The sequence below is a fragment of the Streptomyces sp. NPDC055632 genome (assembly GCF_053618675.1).
The window spans coordinates 37424-55710 of the sequence record NZ_JBSHHY010000020.1; the positions used below are offsets into that span (position 1 = coordinate 37424).

The following is an 18287-nucleotide window of genomic DNA, read 5'->3' on the forward strand; positions in this document are numbered from 1 at the left end:
CTCGCTCACTGCCAGTCCTCCGGGCGTTCGACCTGTTCGAGACGGAGCACCGCGCCCGTCCGGCTGAAGCGCCGGATCAGCGGGAGCGGCGGATAGTAGGCGTGCACCGACACCGCGTGGGTGTCCTCGGACTCGTTGAGCACCTCGTGCACGTGGTGGCGGCCGAAGGCCCGGCCCACGCCCTCTCCCAGCCGGCGGGACCGGTCGACCCCGTCGGCCAGCTCCAGGGTCTTCCAGCCGCTCGCCGGCAGCCGGACCGCGAGCGCGTGCTCGGTCAGCGTCCCGCGCGCGGTCGCGAAGGCGCCCTGCGACTCGGCGTGGTCGTGCCAGCCGGTCCCGGTGCCGGGCGGCCAGCCGATGAGCCAGGCCTCGCTGCCGCCGGGGCCGTCGAGCCGTACCCAGGTGCGGCCCTCGGGGTCGAGCGGCAGGGAGGCGATCAGCTCCCGGTCGGCGGCCGTGCGGCGGACGAAGTCGAGCAGTTCGGTGGCCGTCGGGGCGGCCGGAGGAGGCGCGGCGGCCGGGGCGGCGGCGGTGGGTGGAAGGGGGATGGCGTGCTGGGACACGGGTGACCGTCCTGGGGTTCGCGAAGAGCGCGCGACGGCACACGGCACACACGGATCCGCGTCGGCGGACGCGGAAGGGAGGCGGGGCGGCGGGGCGCGCGGGAAAGGGGCGAGATCAGCAGGACGGGCGACACACGCAGCCCGCATAGCGGAGGAGGTCCATATGGACCCTCCGCCACAGGCGCACATCGGTGTCGGTCACGCTCCGGAGTACACCACGCGTCCCCGGCCGAATCAATGCATGTCCGCCGTGCGGTCACTCTCCACGGACACCTCGGAGGACGTACCGGAGGACTTTCCGGAGGGCTTTCCGGAGGAGATCTCGGCGGGTTCCCGGTCGGTGAGGGAGCCGCCGCGGACCGCGTCCGCCGCCGCGTGCAGCTCCTCGGGGCGCACCCCGGAGAACGCGGCGACGAGGTGCCCGTCGGGCCGTACGAGCAGGACGGCATGGGCCGGAGCGCCCGGGTAGGACTCCGAGACCAGGACCTCGGACCGCACCGGGAGGGCGCGCACGGCCTCTTCGAGACGGGGCATCACACCGGCGGTCCGCCAGTGGCGCCGGTCCCACACCCCCGTGCCGGGTGCGATCAGGAGGACCAGGAGGCGGCCCCGGCCGAGCCGGTCCCGGAGCCGTACGGTCGTGCCGTCGGGAGCGGTCACGCGGACGTCCTCGACGGGGGCGCCCGGCGGGGTGCCGACCGGGATCTGCCCGTCGGCGTACGGAGGTGCGAGGGGGGAGTGCGGGTACGCGGGGGGCGCGCCCAGCGGGCCGCGCCCCACGTGGCCGTCGGTCAGCAGGGCGTCGTGACCGCGCGCGGCCCCGGGCAGGTACGTCCGCAGGCCCCCGCCGCCGCGCAGCACCGGCAGCGACTGGTCCGCCGCGCGCAGCCGGGTGGCCACGGCCGCCCGCCGCTCGCTCTGGTAGCTGTCGAGCAGCCGTTCCGAGCCGCCGTGGTGCCAGGTGAGGGCGAGCTTCCAGGCGAGGTTGTCCACGTCCCGCAGGCCCTCGTCGAGCCCCTGGGTGCCGACCGCGCCGAGCAGGTGCGCCGCGTCCCCGGCGAGGAGGACGCGGTCGACCCGCCAGCGCCGGGCGAGCCGGTGGTGCAGCGTGTGCACCCCGGTGTCGATGAGCTCGTACGGGGGCGTCGTCCCGTCGCACCAGCCGGCCAGCGTCTCGCGGATGCGGGCGATCAGCGCGTCCGGAGTGACCAGGTCGCCGCGCGGCGGGAGCAGCCAGTCGATCCGCCACACCCCGTCCGGCAGCGGCCGGGCGCCGATCTCCTCGGCGGCGCCGCGCCACGGCGGCTGACGGTGCAGCAGGGCCTCGCCGGGCCAGGGGAGTTCGGTGCGCAGCGCGGCGACGGCGTGCCGCTCCACCGCCGTGCGGCCGGGGAAGCGGATCCCGAGCAGCTTGCGCACCGTCGAACGGGCGCCGTCGCAGCCCACGAGGTGACTGCCGCGCCACCAGGTGCCCGCCGGGCCCCGGGTGTGGGCGACGACCCCGTCCCGGTCCTGCTCGACGGTGTCGAGCCGGGCCTCGGGGACGAGTTCGATCAGCTTCTGCCCGGCGATGGCCTCGCGCAGGCCACGGGCCAGGGCGTGCTGGGGGATGTGCAGCGGGGCGGCCGGGGCGGCGGGCGCGGCGGGGTCCTCGGACCACTCCTCCGTACCGCCGAGGCCCAGGTCGAGCTCCAGCCGGCGCACCACCTGGCGGCGGCGCATGCCGCGCCAGCCGACCCAGCGGACGCCCTCGTCACGGAGGGTCGTGCAGCCGAGGCGCTCGACCATCGCGGCCATGTCGGCGCGCAGGACGACGCTCCTCGCCGGGCGGGGCTCCTCCTTGCCGGAGCCCTCGTCGAGGACGACGCTGGGCACGCCCTGCGCGGCGAGCGCGAGGGAGAGCGCGAGACCGACCGGTCCCGCGCCTACGATGATCACCGGGTCCACGGCGCGGCTCCTGAAGGCCGGACGGTCATGAGGGCAGCACGGTCGAGTGTGGCACGGGCCCGGTGGTTGATCACAGACCGTATGCAACCCACTGAGGGTGCTTGCGTCAAGCGACGGGGTGGGCGCGGTGCGGCCGACCTGGAACCGGTGCCGCGAACGGCGGCGGGGGCGCGCCGCCGGGCCCTCGTCGGTGGACCCGGGAGGCTGTGATCCTGGAGGCTGTGACTCAGGACGCCATGACCCGGGACGCCGTGTCCCAGGAGACCGCGACCCGGGACGGTGGTGCCACGTGCGAAGGGGCGGGCGGTGCGGCCGACCTCGTGTCGGTGCCGCTCCGCCCGCCCCCGTCGTTCCGGGTCCCTCGTACCCCCGTCGTTCCGGGCCCTCCGAGGGGTCACGTGCCGCTGACGGCCTCCGCCGGGGCCTCGCCGGTCTTCGTGACCGCGCTCTCCGTCACGCCGGCCGTCTTCCGGCCCTGCCGCAGCCGCCGCTCCAGCCAGCCCGCCAGGGTGGTCAGGGCGAAGTTGAGGGCGATGAAGATCAGCGCGATGACCGCGAAGGTGGCGATCGTGTTGGCGCCGTAGTTGGCGGTGATCTGCCGGTTCTGGCTGAGCAGCTCGGGGAAGCCGAGCAGGGCGCCGCCGAGCGCGGTGTCCTTGACGATCACGACGAGCTGGCTGACCAGGGCCGGGAGCATGACGGTCACGGCCTGCGGAAGCAGCACGTACAGCATGGTCTGGCCCTTGCGCATGCCGAGCGCGACGGCCGCGTCGCCCTGGCCCCGGGGCAGCGAGAGGACGCCGGCCCGGACGACCTCGGCGATGACCGAGGCGTTGTAGAGGACCAGGCCGGTGACGACCGCGTACAGCGGACGGAAGTCGGAGCTGACGGGCGTGAACTCCCGGTAGACCGCGCTCGCGAACATCATCAGGAGCAGGACCGGGATGGCGCGGAAGAACTCCACGACCGTGCCGACGGGCACCCGCACCCAGCGGTGGTCCGAGAGCCGGCCGATGCCGAGGAGGGCGCCGAGCGGCAGCGCGATCAGGATGGAGAGCGCGGCGGCCTTGAGGGTCTCGACCAGACCCGGCAGCAGGTACGTCGTCCAGACCCGGACGTCGGTGACGAACGGGCTCCACTTGTCGGCGTCCAGCTGGCCCTTGTCGGCGAGCGCGGAGAGCACCCACCAGGCCAGCACGGCGAGGACCGCGAGGAAGCCGGCCGTGTAGAGGACGTTGCGCCGCTTGGCGCGCGGGCCGGGGTTGTCGTACAGGACGGAGCTCATCGCTTCACCGCCAGTCGCTTGGCCGCCCAGCCCAGGACGAGGCCGGTGGGGAGGGTCAGGACGATGAAGCCGAAGGCGAAGACCGCGAAGACCGCGAAGAGCGAATCCGCCTCGTTCTCGATCATCTCCTTCATCAGGAACGCCGCCTCGGCGGCGCTGATGGCCGCCGCCACGGTGGTGTTCTTGGTGAGGGCGATGAGGACGTTGGCGAGCGGGGTCACCGCGGCGCGGAAGGCCTGCGGGAGCACCACCAGGGTGAGCACCTGGAAGAAGCTCAGACCGAGCGCGCGGGCGGCCTCGGCCTGGCCCGACGGCACCGTGTTGATGCCGGAGCGCAGCGCCTCGCAGACGAACGTGCCGGTGTACGCGACCAGTCCGAGGATCGCGAGGCGGAAGCCGATCGCCTCGGAGTCGTCGGCGCCGAGCGTGATCCCGAGGGTCTGGTCGAGGCCCAGCGAGCAGGCCACGATGACCACGGTCAGCGGGGTGTTCCGGACGAGGTTGACGTACGCGGTGCCGAAGGACCGCATGAGCGGGACCGGGCTGACCCGCATGGCGGCCAGGGCGGTGCCCCAGACCAGCGAGCCGATCGCCGAGTAGAAGGCGAGTTGCGCCGTCACCCAGAAGGCGCCGAGCAGGTCGTACTGCCCGGAATCAAGAAAGTCGAACACGATGCCCCGCGCTCTCCCCTGGTGGTCGGTCGGTGTGGAGGCCGCCGTGTGGACGGTGGCCGGTGCCGCGGTGACGGCCGTCCCGTACGGGGACGGCCGTCACCGCGGAGGCGGGGTGGATCAGCCCTCGACCTTCGGCGCGGGCTCGTACTTGTAGCCGGACGGGCCGAAGTGCTCCTTGACGAGCTTGTCCCAGGTGCCGTCGGAGACCATCTTCTCCAGCGCCTTGTTGATCTTGCCGCGCAGCTCGTCGTCGCCCTTCTTGACGCCGATGCCGTACTTCTCGTCGCTCATCCGCAGGCCGACGAGCTTGAACTTGCCCTGGTGCTCCTTCTGCGAGGCGTAGCCCGCGAGGATGGAGTCGTCGGTGGTGAGGGCGTCGACGGCCTTGTTCTCCAGACCGGTCAGGCACTCGGAGTAGCCGCCGAGCTGGCGCAGGTCGGCCTTGGGGGCGAGCTTGTCGCGGACGTTCTGCGCGGAGGTCGAGCCGGTGACCGAGCAGAGCTTCTTGGCATTGAGGTCCTCGACCTTGGTGATCGAGCTGTCGTCGGCGCGCACGAGCAGGTCCTGGTGGGCCAGGAAGTACGGACCGGCGAAGTCGACCTCCTTCTTGCGCTTGTCGTTGATCGAGTAGCTGGCGACGATGAACTTCACGTCGCCGTTCTTGATCAGGTTCTCGCGCTCGGCGCTCGGCGCCTGCTTGAAGTTGATCTTGTCCTCGGCGTAGCCGAGCTCCTTGGCCACGTAACGGGCGACGTCGACGTCGAAGCCGGCGTACTTGCCGTCCGGGGTCTTCAGGCCCAGGCCGGGCTGGTCGAACTTGATGCCGACGGTGATCTTGTCACCGTTGCTCCCGGAGTCGGACCCGCCCCCACAGGCCGTCGCGGTCAGGGCGAGCAGGACGACGGCCGCAGCGGCGGCGGAGGTGTTGCGAAGCTTCATCGAGGAAAGTCCCTTGGCTAGGCGTGAGTCGGGAAGAATAGGTCCGAACTCGCTCAGTGGTGAAGGATCTTGGAGAGGAAGTCCTTGGCGCGGTCGCTGCGCGGGTTGCTGAAGAACTCCTCGGGCGAGGCCTGTTCGACGATCTTCCCGTCCGCCATGAAGACGACCCGGTTGGCGGCGGAGCGCGCGAAGCCCATCTCGTGGGTCACGACCACCATCGTCATGCCGTCCCGGGCCAGCTGCTGCATGACCTCCAGGACCTCGTTGATCATCTCGGGGTCGAGGGCCGAGGTCGGCTCGTCGAAGAGCATGACCTTCGGGTCCATCGCGAGCGCGCGGGCGATCGCCACGCGCTGCTGCTGACCGCCGGAGAGCTGCGCCGGGTACTTGTCCGCCTGCGTGCCCACGCCCACCCGGTCGAGCAGCGCGCGCGCCTTCTCCTCGGCGGCCTTCTTCTCCGTCCTGCGGACCTTGATCTGCCCCAGCATCACGTTCTCGAGCACCGTCTTGTGCGAGAACAGGTTGAACGACTGGAAGACCATGCCGACGTCGGACCGCAGCCGGGCGAGCTCCTTGCCCTCCTCCGGCAGCGGCTTGCCGTCGATGGTGATGGTGCCGGAGTCGATGCTCTCCAGCCGGTTGATCGTGCGGCACAGCGTCGACTTGCCGGACCCCGAGGGCCCGATGACGACCACGACCTCGCCGCGGGTGATCGTCAGATCGATGTCCTGGAGGACATGCAGTGCGCCGAAGTGCTTGTTCACGTCGGACAGTACGACCAGGTCGTCCGCGGCACGCGGGGTGTCCTGCGAACCCTTGGACAGGGCGTCCTTCGGTTCCTTGGACACTGACTCTCCGCTCATCGGCCTCTTGCTCCGTCCTCCTCGGTTGGGGAGGACACTAGAGACCCGATGTGACGAGCGTCATCACATCTGAGCGGAAATTGAGGATAACGATCCGGCCGCAACCGGACACACTGCGTGAAGGCGACACCGGGTGCCGTACCAGGTGCATCACGGAAACGCCCGCGTAACGGGAGGACACTTGACTGTGACGCCGATGTCCGGTGTTCATGCTCTGGTGCCACCTGGTACACAGAGACCCGGCACGGGCGCCCGGCGCCCGGCGCGAGCGCCGCGGGAACGGCGCGAACAGCGCGAACGACACGGAAGATCACGGAGGAGGTACGCATGCGACTGCTGCTCGTGGAGGACGACGACCACGTCGCCGCCGCCCTCTCCGCGATTCTCGCGAAGCACGGCTTCGCCGTCACCCACGCCCGCAACGGCGAGGAGGCGCTCCAGGCCGTCCTGCCCACCGCGCACGGCGAGCGCCCCTCCTACGGGGTGATCCTGCTCGACCTCGGCCTGCCCGACCAGGACGGCTACCAGGTCTGCGGCCGCATCCGGAAGCTCACCACCACCCCGGTGATCATGGTGACCGCGCGCGGCGACGTGCGCTCCCGCATCCACGGCCTCAACCTCGGCGCCGACGACTACGTCGTCAAGCCCTACGACCCCGGCGAGCTCCTCGCCCGCATCCACGCCGTCAGCCGGCGCAGCACCGGCCCCGAGGAGACCGGCGGGACCGCCGGGACCGCCGACGGGACCCGGCTGCGGCTCGGCTCCGTCACCATCGAGCTGCCCACCCGCCGGGTCAGCGTCGAGGGCGAGAGCGTCCAGCTGACCCGCAAGGAGTTCGACCTGCTCGCCCTCCTCGCCCAGCGGCCCGGCGTCGTCTTCCGCCGCGAGCAGATCATCAGCGAGGTCTGGCACACCAGTTGGGAGGGGACCGGCCGCACCCTGGAGGTGCACGTGGCCTCCCTGCGCTCCAAGCTGCGGATGCCCGCCCTGATCGAGACCGTGCGGGGCGTCGGCTACCGCCTGGTCGCCCCCGCCGCGTAACCGCCCGGCGGTCCCTCCGTGCGCACCCGACTCCTTCCGCTGCTCATCGTCCTCATGGCCGGCGTGCTGCTCGCCCTCGGCTTCCCGCTCGCCGCCAGCCTCGCCGCCTCCGAGCAGCAGCGGGTCGTCGTCGACCGGCTCGATGACGCCGCGCGCTTCGCCGCCCTCGCCCAGTTCGTCGGCGAGGGCAGCTTCGGCACCGACGAGCGGGGCGCCACGCTCAGCGGCGAACTCGCCAGCTACCACGACGTGTACGGCATCCGGACCGGGATCTTCTACCGCGACAACCGTGCCATGGCCGCCGCCCCCGAGGACTGGGCCGTCCCGTACGAGGGAGAGGGCAGGCGCGCCTTCAACGAGGCGCTGCTCGGGCGCCGCAGCCACGACCCGCCCCAGGTGTGGCCCTGGCAGCCCGACGCGCGGCTCACCATCGCCTCCCCGGTCGTCCGGGACGGCGACGTCGTCGCCGTCGTCGTCACCGACTCGCCCACCGGCCAGCTCCGCTCCCGCATCCTGCGCGGCTGGCTGCTGATCTTCGCGGGCGAGTCCGCCGCGATGCTGCTCGCCGTCGGCGCGGCCTTCCGGCTCACCGGCTGGGTGCTGCGGCCGGTCCGCGTCCTCGACGCCGTCACCCACGACATCGCCACCGGCCGGATGAACTCCCGGGTCGCCGCCACCGGAGGACCGCCCGAGCTGCGGCGCCTCGCGCACTCCTTCAACGAGATGGCCGACAACGTCGAGGAGGCCCTCGAACAGCAGCGGGCCTTCGTCGCCGACGCCTCCCACCAGCTGCGCAACCCGCTCGCCGCGCTGCTCCTGAGGATCGAGCTGCTCGCCCTGGAGCTGCCCGAGGGGAACGAGGAGATCGCCTCCGTGCGGACCGAGGGCAAGCGCCTCGCCCAGGTCCTCGACGACCTCCTCGACCTGGCGCTCGCCGAGCACGCGGCGGCCGAGCTGAGGCTCACCGACGTCGGCGCGCTCACCGCCGAGCGGGTCGCGTCCTGGCGGCCGGTCGCCGAGGACAAGGGCGTCGCCCTGGCCGGGGAGTGCGGGGCGGTCACGGCCTGGGCGGACCCGGTGGCCCTCTCCAGCGCCCTCGACGCGGTGATCGACAACGCGCTGAAGTTCACCCCGGCCGGGGAGGAGGTCACGGTCACGGTCGTCCCGGAGGGGGCGAGCGTCGCCGTCGTCGTCGCCGACCACGGGCCCGGCCTCACGGAGGAGGAGCTGGGCCGGGTCGGGGACCGCTTCTGGCGCGCGGGCCGGCACCAGAACGTCAAGGGCTCGGGCCTCGGCCTCTCCATCGCGCGCGTCCTGCTGACGGCGGGCGGGGGCGGGGTGGCCTTCACTCCGAACGAACCGCACGGCCTGCGGGTCACCGTCACCGTTCCCCGGCACGCGCCCGCGGAGGCGCAGGGTCAGGGCTTCACCGAGCGGTAGTAGCGGCGGGCGCCCTCGTGGAGCTCCAGGGGCTCCGTGTAGACGGCGGTGCGCAGGTCCACCAGCTGGGCCGGGTGGACCTGGCGGCCGATCCCGTCCCTGCTCCTGATCACCGTACGGGTGAAGCCCTCCACCAGGTCCGCGTCGGCCTCCTCCGTGGTGACCAGGAGGTTCGCCACGGCCAGCGTCTCGACCCGCTGCCCGCCCTGCGCCTTCGCGTACGCCTCGGCCGGTATCACCGCCGAACGGTAGTGGCGGGTCGACCCGCCGACGTCGTGCAGCTGGTCGACCAGCTCCGCGTCCAGCGGGATCAGCCGGACCGAGGCGCGCTCGGACAGTGCCTGCACCGCCTTGGTGGGCAGCCCGCCCGACCAGAAGAAGGCGTCCAGCTCGCCGCGCTCCAGGAGCCCCGGCATCGTGTCGATGCCCGCCGAGACCGCCCGAACGTCCCGCACGGGGGCCAGGCCCGCCGCCGCGAGGACCCGGTCCGCGATCAGCCGCACGCCGGACCCGTCCTGGCCCACGCCGACCCGCAGGCCCTTCAGGTCCTCCACCCTCCGCAGCGACGACCCCTTGCGGACCACGAGCTGTACGTAGTCGTCGTACAACCGGGCGCAGCCGCGCAGCCGCTCGAAACCGGGCTTGCGCTCCCGCTGGTACTGGGCCACCGCGTCGGCCGTGGCGATGGTGAAGTCCGCCTCGCCCGACGCCACCCGGGCCAGGTTCTGCTGGGAGCCCTCGCTGTCCGTGAGCCCTATCGACACCTCGGGCAGGTCCTGGGCCAGGGCGTGCTTGAGGAGCTCCCCGTACTGCTGGTACACGCCGGTGGGGACGCCCGTGCTGAAGGTGATCGAGCCGCTGGGGACGGGGGAGCCGAAGGGGGCCAGCCACCACGCCAGCATCCCGCAGACCGCGAGCAGCGCGGCCGCGGCCACCAGGGCACGGCGGCGGGCGGCGCGGGAGAGGGAGGCGAACATGGAGTCGATCCTGCCAGCCCACCGACGCTCCTGGCCAGGGACGGCCGGGGCCGGCCCGCGCTCCCGGGGCCGGAGGCGACTGGGGACGGCCGGGGACGGCCGGGGACGGCCTGAGGCGGCCAGAGGCCGACCGGGGACGGCTGGGGACGGCCAGGGGCCAGCCGGGGACGGACCGGGACGGCCGGGGCCGCCCCGCGCTCCCGGGTCCTGAGTGCGCTCCGCCGAAGCGGTGAGCGCTCCCGGCGGCGCGGGCCGCGCCGTGTGTCCTGCCGGGGCGGTGGTGCCCCGGCGGTTAGCGTCGGAAGGCGTTCGGTGATCTTGAGGACAGTCCCCTGTCCGCCCCTGGCGTCCCCCTCCGAACGCACCGTTCCCGTCCGTCCCCGTCCCGCCTCACCCCGCCGCGGCGGTGAGGCGGCGTAACACCCCGGTCCGGATCGGGGCGCGCGCGACGGCGGACGGGGCCCGGCCCGGGGACGCGGGGCTTCGGGATCCCGAACCCTCTTCCGTGCCGCGGGCCGCGGGCGGGACGGCCGGTCGGTAGCGTCCCGAGGACCCTCTCGTACGAGGGCCGTGGCGTTCCGAGGGCCCTCTTCGTACGAGGACCGTTCCGTACGGCCGTCGGGGCGCCCGCGCGGTCGCGGCCGGGCCCCGGGAAAGGACCGCCCCCGTGAAGTTCGGCGTCAACCTGCCCAACTACGGGCCCGAAGCCACCCCCGACGCCCTCGCCGGCTGGGCGCTGCGGGTGGAGGCGATGGGGTACCACTACGTCATGGTCTCCGACCACGTGGCGCTCACCCCGGACGTGCAGCACCTCTTCCCCGCCCCGTTCTACGACCCCTTCGCGACCCTCGCCTGGCTCGCCGGCGTCACCGGGACCGTGGGCCTCGGCACCACGGTCGCGATCCTCCCGTACCGGCACCCCGTGCACACGGCCAGGGTCGCCGCCAACATCGACCGGTTCAGCGGCGGGCGCCTCGTCTTCGGCGCTGCGGCCGGCTGGGCCGCCGGGGAGTTCGCCGCCCTCGGCGTCCCGTACCGCGAGCGCGGCGCGATCAGCGACGAGTACCTCGCCGCCGTCAAGGCCTGCTGGCGCGACGAGGTCGCCTCCTTCGACGGCGTCCACGTCTCCTTCCGCGAGGTGCGCACCGGGCCGCTGCCCGTGCAGCGCCCCGGACCGCCCGTCTGGGTCGGCGGCCACAGCCGCGGCGCGCTGCGCCGGGCCGTCCGCCTCGGGGACGCCTGGCACCCCACCTCCGTCTCCGGCGACTGGCTCCTCGGCACGGGGCTGCCCGCGCTCCGCCGGGTCGCGGAGGAGCACGAGCTGCCGGTGCCCGGCGTCTGCCCCCGCATCAAGCTCCGGGTCACCCCGAGACCGCTGGGACCCGGACGGCTGCTCGGCGAGGGCACCCCGGCCCAGATCGCCGACGACCTCGGACTGCTCCAGGACCTCGGCGCGCGGGCCGTCGTCCTCGACCCCACCTACCCGGGCGACCGGCGGGAGGCGGGGCGCACGGCGCGGGACCTCGACGTCCTGGAGACCCTGGCGAAGGAGGTCGTCGACGTGGACGCGGGGTCGGTGCGGTGACCGGTCGGACGTGACGCCGGGCCGCGTGCGGGCGGCGGCCCCGTATCCCCGTATTTATGTACTTCCGTACCCACGTACTTCCGTACCCGCGTACTCCCCGTACCGACGACGACTTCGTACGATGAGCGAGGGGCGGTCGGCCGCCGGGGCGCCCCTCCGGAGGCGGGAGGGGGAGCGGGACGTGGCCGATCCGGACCTGCGGAAGCTCCGCGTGCTGAGGGAGCTCAGCGAGCGCGGCACCGTCAGCGCGGCCGCCCGGGCGCTCCACCTCACCCCGCAGGCCGTCTCGCAGCAGATCAGCGCCCTGGGACGGGAGTTGGGCGTCCCGCTCACCGAACCCTCCGGGCGCCGGCTGCGGCTCACGGGGGCGGCGCGGATCGTGCTCCGGCACGCCGACGCCGTCTTCACCCAGATCGAGCAGATGCGCGCGGACCTCGCCGCGCACCGGAGCGGCGAGCACGGCGAGGTGGCCGTGGCCGGCTTCTCCACCACCCTCTCGGCGCTCGTCCTGCCCGCCGTGGCCCGGCTGCGGGAGACCCGGCCGCTGCTGCGCACCTCGCTGGCCGAGGTCGACCCGCCGGAGAGCTTCTCCCTGCTGCACCGCGGCGAGACCGACGTCGTCATCTCCGCCGACACCGCCCGGAACCCGGGCCCGGTCGGCGACGACGGCCGCCCCGACGGGCGCTTCCACCGGATCCCGCTCTGCGAGGACCCCTTCGACATCGCCCTCCCCGAGGGCCACCGGCTCCTCGGAAGCCCCCGGCTGCTCCTCGCCGACCTCGCCGAGGAGACCTGGATCTTCGCCACCACCGGCATGTGCCACGACATCGGCGTGGCCGCGTGCACGGCCGCCGGGTTCACCCCGCAGGCCTCCCACGCCATCGGCGACTGGGACGCCACGCTCGCGGCGGTGCGGCTCGGCCTCGGGGTCGCGCTCGTCCCGCGCCTGGCCGGGCCGGCCCCGCGGCCCGAGGTGACGATCCGCGCGTTCAGCGAGCGGGCCCCTTCCCGGACGGTCTTCGCGGCCGTACGGGAGGGCAGCCAGACCTCCCCGGAGATCGCGGCCGTCCTGGACGCGCTGCGCACTGTCGCCAGGGCGGCCGTGACGGCCTGACCGGCCGTCGGACAGACGATCCGGGGACCTCGTCGTCGGTCCGGCCCCCGCCCCGGCGACCCTGCCGTCCGTCCGGCTTCCGCCCCGCCGGCCTTGCCGCCTGTCCGGCTTCCGACCCGCCAGTCCTGCCGTCCGTCCGGCCTCCGGCCCGTCGGTGCGCGACCCTCCACGGCTCGTGGAAGGTACCGTCCAGCAGACGTTGCTGGATCCCGCCCGGACGCCGGTGCGAGGCTCGTCGCCGTACCGCGGACCGTTCCGCGCGTCGCCCTCTTCTTCTCTTCTCCTCCTCCTCTTTCTTGTCCCCTGGCGAGCCCTTCCGGAGAGCGGGAACACCCATGTCCCAAGCCACCTGCGCGCGACTGGCCGCGCTGAGCCTCGTCTGGGGCTCCGTCTTCCTGTGGATCAAGATCGCCGGGTACGGCTTCTCACCCGTGCAGATGGTCCTGGCGCGGCTCGCGCTCGGCGCCGTCGCCCTCCTCGCCATCGGATACGCGAGGGGCCTGCGGCTGCCGAAGGAGAAGGCCGTCTGGGGCCACCTGACCGTGGCCGCGCTCCTCGGCAACGCGATCCCCTGGACCCTGTACGCGGAGGGGGAGGTCGAGGGCTCCAGCAGCGTCGCCGCCGTCGTCAACGGCAGCGCCCCGATCTGGACCCTGGCCACCGCGCTGCTGCTCGGCCGGGAGAAGCGGGTCTCCGGCTTCGAGGCGGGCGGCGTCCTGCTCGGCCTCGGCGGCACCGCGCTCATCGCCTCCCCGTGGAACTCCGCATCGACCGGCAGCGGCTGGAGCGTCCTCTGCTTCGTCCTCGGCTCGATCAGCTTCGGCGCGGGCTTCGCGTACACGGGCAGGTTCCTGGTGGGGAGGGGCATTCCGCCCCTGACGCTCGCGGGCGGCCAGCTCGGCGCGGCCACCGTGCTGCTCCTGGCCGCCTTCCCGTTCCTGGGCCTCCAGGACGTCACCTGGCGCACCGACTCGGTGGTCTCGGTCCTCGTCCTCGGCGTGGTCTGCACCGGCTTCGCCGCGCTGCTCAACTTCGAGCTGATCGTCAAGGACGGCGCCACGGTCGCCTCCACCGTCACCTACCTGATGACCGCCGTGGCCGTGGTGCTCGGCGCCGTGGTGCTGCGCGAACCGCTCGGCCCGGCCGTGTGGCTGGGCGCGGCGGCGGTCCTCGCGGCCACCGTCCTGCTCCGGCGCAGGCCGTCCCCGGAGAGGCGGACGCAGACCGTCGGAGCCATCGACTAGGGCGTGTCCGGCGGATCATGCCCCAGACCTCGGCACCGCCATCGGAAGGACCGGACCCCGTGGGAGAGGACGCGCGTGGCTTTCATCGTCGAACTCGTCTTCCGCGAGGAAGGGGGGAAGGACCGGCTGGGTTTCGCGGAAGCCCACCGGGCCTACTGGAAGAGGATGGCCGCGCGCGGTCTCCTGCTCGGGGGCGGGCCCTGGCGGAACGGCGCGGGGGAACTCCTGCTCTGCGAGGCCCGGGACCGCCGCACGCTCCTCCGCGTGCTCCACGCCGACCCGTACGCGCGGGCGAAGGTCGTCGGGGAACCGAGGATCCGGGAATGGAACGCGGTCATGGGACACGTGGTGCTCACCGGCCCGGAGCCGGTTCCGCCGGTTGCCCTGCCGGACGTACGCGAGGAACCCCCCGTGCGCGAGGAGCTGACCGCCCACGAGCGGCGCATCGCCGCGATGGTGCTCGAAGGCCTGACCAACAGGCAGATCGCCGAGGCCCTCGCCGTGTCGACCCGGGCCGTGGAGCTGCACATCACCCGTATCTACCGCAAACTGGGCATCCGCCGGCGTGCGCAACTGGCCGCCGCCGTCGACCGGTCGAAGGCCGCGCCGAGACGGCCCCTCGCGCCCCCGGCCTACGACTCCAGGTAGCGGAGCACCGCCAGGATCCGCCGGCTGTAGCCGTTCGCGCGGTCGAGCTCCAGCTTGTCGAAGACGGAGTTGAGGTGCTTCTCCACCGAACTCAGCGAGAGGTGCAGCTTCTGCCCGATCGCCGTGTTCGTGTGGCCCTGCGCGAGCGCCTCCAGGACCGCCCGTTCCCGGGGCGTGAGCCGCGACAGCGGATCCCCGCGCGTGGTCCGCACGACCAGCCGCCGTACGACCTCCGGATCGATCACCGCCCCGCCGGCGTGGACCCGGTCGAGGGCGTCGAGGAACTCCTCGACCTGGGCCACCCGGTCCTTCAGGAGGTAGCCGACCCGCTCGGCGCCCGTCGCCAGGAGCTCGGCCGTGTAGGCGCGCTCGACGTACTGGGAGAGGACGAGCACTCCGGTCCCGGGCCACCGCTCCCGGATCGCGACGGCCGCCCGCAGCCCCTCGTCGGTGTGCGTCGGGGGCATCCGGACGTCCACGACCACGACGTCCGGCCGCCGCTCACCGACCTCCTCGACCAGCGTCGACGCGTCCCCGAACGCCGCCAGGACCTCGTGGCCCTCCTCGACGAGCAGTCTGACCAGACCCTCGCGCAGCAGGGTCGAGTCCTCGGCCAGGATCAGGCGCACGGCAGCTCCGCGGTGACGGTGGTCGGTCCCCCGAGGGGGCTGTGGACGTGCAGGGAGCCGTCGAGCGCGGCCACCCGGCTGCGAAGCCCCGTGAGCCCGCCGCCGGCCGGGTCCGCGCCGCCCGTGCCGTCGTCCTCGACCCGGACGGCGAGCCGGGGGCCGTCGAGCGCCACCGTCACCGAGACCGCCGAGGCCGAGGAGTGCTTGGCGGCGTTCGTCACGCACTCCGACACCACGAAGTACGCGGCGGCCTCCACCGGCCGGGGCAGTGGAACGCCGACCTCGAACCGGATCCGCAGCGGAAGGGAGCACCGCTCGGCGACCCCGCCGAGCGCCTCTTCGAGCCCGAGGCCGTCCAGCGCCGACGGGTACACCCGCCAGGCCACCTCGCGCAGTTCGGCCAGGACGCCCCGGGACTCCTCGTGCGCCTGGAGCAGCAGCGCGGCGGCCCGCTCCGGGTCGTGGCCCCGGCGGGCCCGCCCGATCAGCACGGCGAGCGCCACCAGGCGCTGCTGGATGCCGTCGTGCAGATCGCGCTCGATGCGCCGCCGCTCGGCGTCCACGGCCTCGACGACCGCGGCCCGGCTGGCGGCGAGTTCGTCGATGCGCCGCCGGAGCAGCTCCCCCTCGGAGGGGCCGAAGCACGCGCGGGCGGTACGGGCGTCCAGCGCGGCCAGCGAGTACAGGCCCTGGACGTCGAGGAAGAGGAGCACGCCGCCGAGCAGGACCTGGCCGAGCAGTTCGTCCCAGCCCAGGGTGCCCCGGACCGCTCCGGCGGCCAGCAGCCAGGCCAGGAACGCGCCGAAGCCGAGCAGGCCGACGACCACCGCGCAGACCAGCCCGGTGCCGACGCGGACCGCCAGGTACCGCAGGACCTTCCGGTCGGAGGCCTCGTACCGCTCGGGGAAGCGGTCGCCGAAGAAGACGGAGCGGCGGGCCCGTTCGAGGGCGGCCAGCCGTCGGGCGCCGGCCGTCAGGGCCCTCAGGGCGCGGGGCCGTCTGTCCGTACAGGGTCGCCCGCCCGTACAGGACCGTCCGCCCCGACAGGATCGCTCCTCCGTACAGCGTTGCCGGGACCGGGCAGGAAGCGGGGCCGTACCGGGATCACGAGGCGCGCCGGTGCCGGGCCCCGCGTCCGCGCAGCCGGACCGTCACGTAGGCCGCGAAGGCGGCCAGGACGACGACCAGGACGGCCTTCGACAGGACGCCGACGTACCCCTCCACGAGGTCCCACCGGTCGCCCAGCCAGTAACCGGCCGTCACGAGGGCGCTGTTCCAGACGAGGCTGCCGAGCGTGGTGAGCGCGACGAAGCGGGGCACCGGCATCCGTTCGACGCCCGCGGGCACCGAGACCAGACTGCGGAAGATCGGCACCATCCGGCCGAGCAGGACGGCCTTGGTGCCGTGCCGGGCGAACCACTCCTCGGTGCGGACCAGGTCCGAGGCCTTCACCAGGGGCAGCCTCGCCCAGATCGCGTGCATCCGCTCCCGGCCGAAGAGCGCCCCGATCCAGTAGAGCGCCACCGCCCCGGCCGCCGAGCCGAGCGTCGTCCAGAACAGCGCCGACGCCAGGCTCAGCACTCCCTGCCCGGCGGCGAAGCCGGTCAGGGGCAGGACGACCTCGCTGGGCAGCGGCGGAAAGAGGTTCTCCAGGGCGATGGCGAGCCCGGCCCCGGGACCGCCCATCGTGTCGACGAGCCCGGCGGCCCAGCCGGCGAAACCGCCCGCGGGCTCCCCGTCGAGGGCGAGGGGGAGGGGTGTGGAGTGGGCAGGGAAGGCGATCGGCACGGCAGGACTCCCAGGAGGTGGTCGGGATCCCGGGGACCCTCGCCCCGGCACCCCTTCACGCTAGGAATCCGGCCTCCGCGCCGGTACGGGGCTTCCCGCCCGACCACCCCGCGGAAAACCGCGGGGTACGGGGGATCGCCGGGCCCCGGCAGGGCGGTGCGCCGTTCGGCGCGTACCGCACGCGTGTCGGGACGGCCGCGCCCCGGTCACGGTGCGGTCGGAACCCACCCGGCACCCGGCTCCGTACGTGGACGCGCGCCCGTACGACCCGCTCCCGCAGGAGCCGTACGAGACCACCGGCGCCCCCTGAACGAGCCGCCCCGTCCCGTCCCGCCCCGTCCCCCTCCGGCTCAGGCCGTGAAGGCGGCGGCGATCGCGTGGCTGTCCTCGTGCATGTGATAGCCGGTGATCCGCCCGTCGACGACGGTGAAGTGCAGGGCGAACGGGTTGGTGAACGTCTTCCCGGTGGCGACGACCCCGAAGCGGCTGCGCCCGGTGACGACCGCGTGGACGCCGTCGACGACGGTGGCGGTGACCGTGAACTCCTCGGCCGGGGTGAGGACGGTGCCCAGGACGGTGAAGAACCCGGCGATCTCGTCACGGCCGGAACGGGTGCCGGTCCAGGGGACGCCGGGGGAGCCGGGGACGTCGAAGTCGACGGTGTCCGCGAACAGTTCGAGCAGGCCGGGCAGGTCCCCGGCGCCGAAGCGCTCGAAGAAGGCGTCGACGGTACGGAGGGTCTCGGGAGTGCGGGGCATGGTGGCGGATCCCTTGCTTCGTGACGGGCGTCGGGGCGTGCGGAACGGTGCCGTGCGGAGGGGAGGCCGGTAAATCCAACCATCCGGTTGGAGTCTGGCACGCGCCCGGTCCGAAGTCCAACCATTCGGTTGGACCCGGTTAGGGTGAGGCATGGCCTGGGACACAGCACGCACCAAACGCCTCCTGCTGGACGCCGCCGTGGAGGAGTTCGCCGCATTCGGCCCCGAGGGAGCCCGGGTGGCCCGGGTGGCGACCCGGGCGGGCGTCAACAAGGAGCGGATCTACCAGTACTTCGGCAACAAGGAGAAGCTGTTCGCGGCGGTCCTGGAGTCCGAGCTGGGCAAGATCGCGGCCGCCGTGCCGCTGACCGCCGAGCACGCCGCCGACCTGGGCGCGTACGCGGGCCGGGTCTTCGACTACCACCGCGCCCATCCGCACTTCGTGCGCCTGCTGGCCTGGGAGGGACTCCAGGGCGCGGACCGCGTGGCGGCCGAGGACGAGCGCGCGGGGCACTACGACGAGAAGATCGCCGCCGTCGCCCGCGCCCAGCGGGACGGCACCCTCACCGACGAGGTCGCCGCCGGGCGGCTGATCCACGCGGTCATCGCCCTGACCGCCTCCTGGTTCATGCTGCCGCAGCTCAGCCGCATGCTCGTGCCCGACCTCGCCGAGGCGGGCCCCGACGCCCAGCGCGAGGCCCTCGTCACCCTGGTCCGCCGCCTGACCGCCTGACCGTCCGGCGGGGGACGCGGGCGGCCCGGCCGCCGGGACGGCGGCCGCCCCGGACCGCC

At 73.6% G+C, this 18287-nt stretch carries 18 protein-coding genes and 1 pseudogene; 7 read left to right on the forward strand and 12 right to left on the reverse strand.

Going from position 1 to position 18287, the window contains the following annotated elements; translation table 11 throughout:
* Window positions 1-5: 5 nt before the first annotated feature.
* The 7 genes from ACWGSR_RS24035 to ACWGSR_RS24065 form a co-directional block, all read right to left on the reverse strand.
* Window positions 6-563 carry a cupin domain-containing protein gene (locus tag ACWGSR_RS24035; protein ID WP_376240810.1) on the reverse strand — a complete coding sequence of 186 codons (558 nt, stop codon included), beginning with the start codon at window positions 561-563 and terminating at the stop codon, window positions 6-8.
* Between the two features lie 115 nt (window positions 564-678).
* Window positions 679-765 carry a putative leader peptide gene (locus tag ACWGSR_RS24040; RefSeq protein ID WP_311307652.1) on the reverse strand — a complete coding sequence of 29 codons (87 nt, stop codon included), beginning with the start codon at window positions 763-765 and terminating at the stop codon, window positions 679-681.
* Window positions 766-797: 32 nt separating this feature from the next.
* A complete protein-coding gene (locus ACWGSR_RS24045; protein ID WP_453568848.1) occupies window positions 798-2510 on the reverse strand; it encodes an FAD-dependent monooxygenase in 1713 nt (570 codons plus the stop codon).
* Window positions 2511-2904: 394 nt separating this feature from the next.
* On the reverse strand, window positions 2905-3795 hold the full coding sequence (locus tag ACWGSR_RS24050) for an amino acid ABC transporter permease (RefSeq protein WP_376240806.1): 891 nt from the start codon (window positions 3793-3795) through the stop codon (window positions 2905-2907).
* Entirely contained in the window at window positions 3792-4466 is a 675-nt protein-coding gene (locus ACWGSR_RS24055) for an amino acid ABC transporter permease (RefSeq protein ID WP_376240864.1), read from the reverse strand. Before ACWGSR_RS24055 ends, ACWGSR_RS24050 begins: the two co-directional genes overlap by 4 nt.
* 120 nt (window positions 4467-4586) lie before the next feature.
* Window positions 4587-5408, reverse strand: coding sequence for a glutamate ABC transporter substrate-binding protein (locus ACWGSR_RS24060; RefSeq protein WP_376246077.1), 822 nt, complete (start codon window positions 5406-5408; stop codon window positions 4587-4589).
* A gap of 53 nt (window positions 5409-5461) precedes the next feature.
* On the reverse strand, window positions 5462-6271 hold the full coding sequence (locus tag ACWGSR_RS24065) for an amino acid ABC transporter ATP-binding protein (protein WP_376246081.1): 810 nt from the start codon (window positions 6269-6271) through the stop codon (window positions 5462-5464).
* Window positions 6272-6598: 327 nt separating this feature from the next.
* On the opposite strand from ACWGSR_RS24065, the gene ACWGSR_RS24070 reads away from it, so the two are divergent.
* Window positions 6599-7312, forward strand: a complete 714-nt coding sequence (locus ACWGSR_RS24070) for a response regulator transcription factor (protein WP_366378092.1) — start codon at window positions 6599-6601, stop codon at window positions 7310-7312.
* Between the two features lie 18 nt (window positions 7313-7330).
* Window positions 7331-8752, forward strand: coding sequence for an ATP-binding protein (locus tag ACWGSR_RS24075; protein WP_453568852.1), 1422 nt, complete (start codon window positions 7331-7333; stop codon window positions 8750-8752).
* On the opposite strand, the gene ACWGSR_RS24080 is transcribed toward ACWGSR_RS24075, so the two are convergent.
* Entirely contained in the window at window positions 8731-9729 is a 999-nt protein-coding gene (locus tag ACWGSR_RS24080) for a TAXI family TRAP transporter solute-binding subunit (protein WP_376246088.1), read from the reverse strand. The genes ACWGSR_RS24075 and ACWGSR_RS24080 overlap by 22 nt on opposite strands.
* Before the next feature lie 667 nt (window positions 9730-10396).
* Between ACWGSR_RS24080 and ACWGSR_RS24085 the strand changes: the two genes are divergently transcribed.
* The 4 genes from ACWGSR_RS24085 to ACWGSR_RS24100 all read left to right on the forward strand — a co-directional run bounded on the left by ACWGSR_RS24085 (window position 10397) and on the right by ACWGSR_RS24100 (window position 14320).
* Complete coding sequence (locus ACWGSR_RS24085) at window positions 10397-11314, forward strand: TIGR03619 family F420-dependent LLM class oxidoreductase (RefSeq protein ID WP_453568854.1); 918 nt, start codon at window positions 10397-10399, stop codon at window positions 11312-11314.
* A gap of 181 nt (window positions 11315-11495) precedes the next feature.
* On the forward strand, window positions 11496-12428 hold the full coding sequence (locus ACWGSR_RS24090; RefSeq protein ID WP_453568856.1) for a LysR family transcriptional regulator: 933 nt from the start codon (window positions 11496-11498) through the stop codon (window positions 12426-12428).
* Window positions 12429-12763: 335 nt separating this feature from the next.
* Window positions 12764-13672, forward strand: a complete 909-nt coding sequence (locus ACWGSR_RS24095; protein WP_453568858.1) for a DMT family transporter — start codon at window positions 12764-12766, stop codon at window positions 13670-13672.
* Window positions 13673-13747: 75 nt separating this feature from the next.
* Window positions 13748-14320 carry a LuxR C-terminal-related transcriptional regulator gene (locus tag ACWGSR_RS24100; RefSeq protein WP_453568860.1) on the forward strand — a complete coding sequence of 191 codons (573 nt, stop codon included), beginning with the start codon at window positions 13748-13750 and terminating at the stop codon, window positions 14318-14320.
* Here the strand turns inward: ACWGSR_RS24100 and ACWGSR_RS24105 are convergent.
* The 4 genes and pseudogenes from ACWGSR_RS24105 to ACWGSR_RS24120 form a co-directional block, all read right to left on the reverse strand.
* Window positions 14305-14949, reverse strand: a complete 645-nt coding sequence (locus tag ACWGSR_RS24105) for a response regulator (RefSeq protein ID WP_376246103.1) — start codon at window positions 14947-14949, stop codon at window positions 14305-14307. The genes ACWGSR_RS24100 and ACWGSR_RS24105 overlap by 16 nt on opposite strands.
* Window positions 14940-15947 (reverse strand): annotated as a pseudogene (locus ACWGSR_RS24110) (sensor histidine kinase); the annotation flags it as partial. The pseudogene ACWGSR_RS24110 and the gene ACWGSR_RS24105, both read right to left, overlap by 10 nt.
* Window positions 15948-16053: 106 nt before the next feature.
* Window positions 16054-16737: a DedA family protein gene (locus ACWGSR_RS24115; RefSeq protein ID WP_453568862.1), complete on the reverse strand. Its 684-nt coding sequence runs from the start codon at window positions 16735-16737 to the stop codon at window positions 16054-16056.
* 350 nt (window positions 16738-17087) lie between these two features.
* A complete protein-coding gene (locus tag ACWGSR_RS24120) occupies window positions 17088-17495 on the reverse strand; it encodes a nuclear transport factor 2 family protein (protein WP_376246106.1) in 408 nt (135 codons plus the stop codon).
* 151 nt (window positions 17496-17646) lie between these two features.
* Between ACWGSR_RS24120 and ACWGSR_RS24125 the strand changes: the two genes are divergently transcribed.
* On the forward strand, window positions 17647-18228 hold the full coding sequence (locus ACWGSR_RS24125; RefSeq protein ID WP_376246109.1) for a TetR/AcrR family transcriptional regulator: 582 nt from the start codon (window positions 17647-17649) through the stop codon (window positions 18226-18228).
* Window positions 18229-18287: the final 59 nt, after the last annotated feature.